The sequence below is a fragment of the Shewanella sp. 11B5 genome (assembly GCF_002836795.1).
GTDB classification, from domain to species: domain Bacteria; phylum Pseudomonadota; class Gammaproteobacteria; order Enterobacterales; family Shewanellaceae; genus Shewanella; species Shewanella frigidimarina.
This window is the reverse complement of record NZ_PJAP01000814.1, coordinates 1-1,678: the sequence shown is the minus strand read 5'-3', so window position 1 is coordinate 1,678 and position 1,678 is coordinate 1. Positions and strand designations below refer to the sequence as shown.

Annotated in this window: 2 protein-coding genes; both read left to right on the top strand. The window is 43.9% G+C overall.

Features of this window, described 5'->3' with window-relative positions; genetic code table 11:
• Positions 1-729, top strand: a 729-nt coding sequence (locus tag CXF78_RS16710; protein WP_145991520.1) for a transcription termination/antitermination protein NusA, incomplete at its 5' end; no start/stop codon positions are given.
• 25 nt (positions 730-754) lie between these two features.
• Positions 755-1,678, top strand: a 924-nt coding sequence (locus CXF78_RS16705; protein ID WP_180957195.1) for a translation initiation factor IF-2 associated domain-containing protein, incomplete at its 3' end; no start/stop codon positions are given.

Here is a 1,678-nt window from a genome sequence, read left to right as displayed (position 1 = left end):
ATGCGTGGCGCACGTGTACAAGCCGTATCAAACGAATTAGGTGGCGAGCGCGTAGATATCGTGTTGTGGGATGATAATCCTGCACAATATGTGATCAATGCCATGGCGCCAGCTGATGTTGCATCTATCATTGTGGATGAAGACAACCACTCGATGGATATTGCTGTAGAAGCTGACAGTTTGGCACAGGCTATTGGTCGTAATGGCCAAAACGTACGTTTAGCGACTCAACTCACTGGTTGGGAACTAAACGTAATGACAGTTGAAGACATGAACAAAAAACACCAAGCTGAAAGTGCAAAAGTGATTGATTTGTTTGTGGCTTATCTAGATGTAGATAAAGATTTTGCAGCCGTATTGGCTGATGAGGGATTCACTTCGCTAGAAGAGATTGCTTATGTCCCAGAATCTGAACTATTAGCAGTAGAAGGTTTCGACGAAGGAATCGTTGAAGCATTACGTGAACGTGCAAAGGCGGCAATCTCTACAAGAGCATTAGCGTCGGAAGAAGCGTTAGATGGTGCAGAGCCAAGTGATGATTTACTAGCATTGGAAGGATTAGAAAGACATTTAGCTTATGTTCTTGCGAGCAAAGGCGTAGTGACTTTAGAAGACTTGGCCGAGCAAGGTATTGACGATTTAATTGATATTGAAGAATTAACAGAAGAAAAAGCAGGCGAGCTCATCATGGCTGCCCGCAATATCTGTTGGTTTGGCGAAGAAGCATAAGTCGATCAACAGGGGGATCTAATTGATGGCAGATACAAGCGTAGAAAAATTAGCAGCGGAAGTGGGAAAATCGGTTGATCGATTAATCGAGCAATTCTCACAAGCTGGTATGAACAAAAAACAACTCGATACTGTTTCAGAAAAAGAGAAGCAACAGCTTCTTGATTATCTAAAAAAACAGCATGGTGCAGATTCAGTTCCGACTAAAATGACATTGCAGCGTAAAACGGTGTCTACGTTAAGTGTTGCAAGCACTGGCGGTCAGTCGAAAGACGTGAAGGTAGAAGTTCGTAAAAAACGTACTTTTGTTAAGCGCGATGATGCAGAATTAGCAAAACAAGCTGAATTAGAAACTCAAGCTAAAGCCAAAGCAGAAGCTGAAGCCCAAGCAAAAGTGGAAGCTGAAGCAAAAGCAGCTGCAGAAGCGAAAGCTACTGCAGATGCGAAGAAAAAAGCGGAAGCAGAAGCCAAATTGAAATCAGAAAAAGTAAAGTCTGAACCTAAAGTGACTAAAGTTGCTGACCCAGAAACTGCAGCAGCAAAAGTTGAAGCAGATCGTTTAAAAGCGACTCAAGAAGCCGTGCTTACTCAAAAGCAAAAAGATGAAGCTGCTAAAGCCGCAGAAACTGCGCGTCAACTTGCTGAAGTCAACTCAAAGCGTTGGGCTGAAGAAGAGCGCCAACGTTTAGATGCTGAAAAGAATGGCGATCACCACATCACAACGTCTAAAGTTGCTCGTGCAGCAGAAGACAGTTCAGATGCTGATGATGAAAAACGTGGCCGTCGTGCGCGCAACAAAAACGCTAACAAAAAACGTGGCGGAAAAGATGCTCGTGACGGTCGTGAAAAACACATGCGTAACCGCAGTACAGCACCTGAATCTATGGCGCACGGTTTTAATAAACCAGCTGCAGCTGTTAGTCGTGATGTGCGTATCGGTGAAACTGTA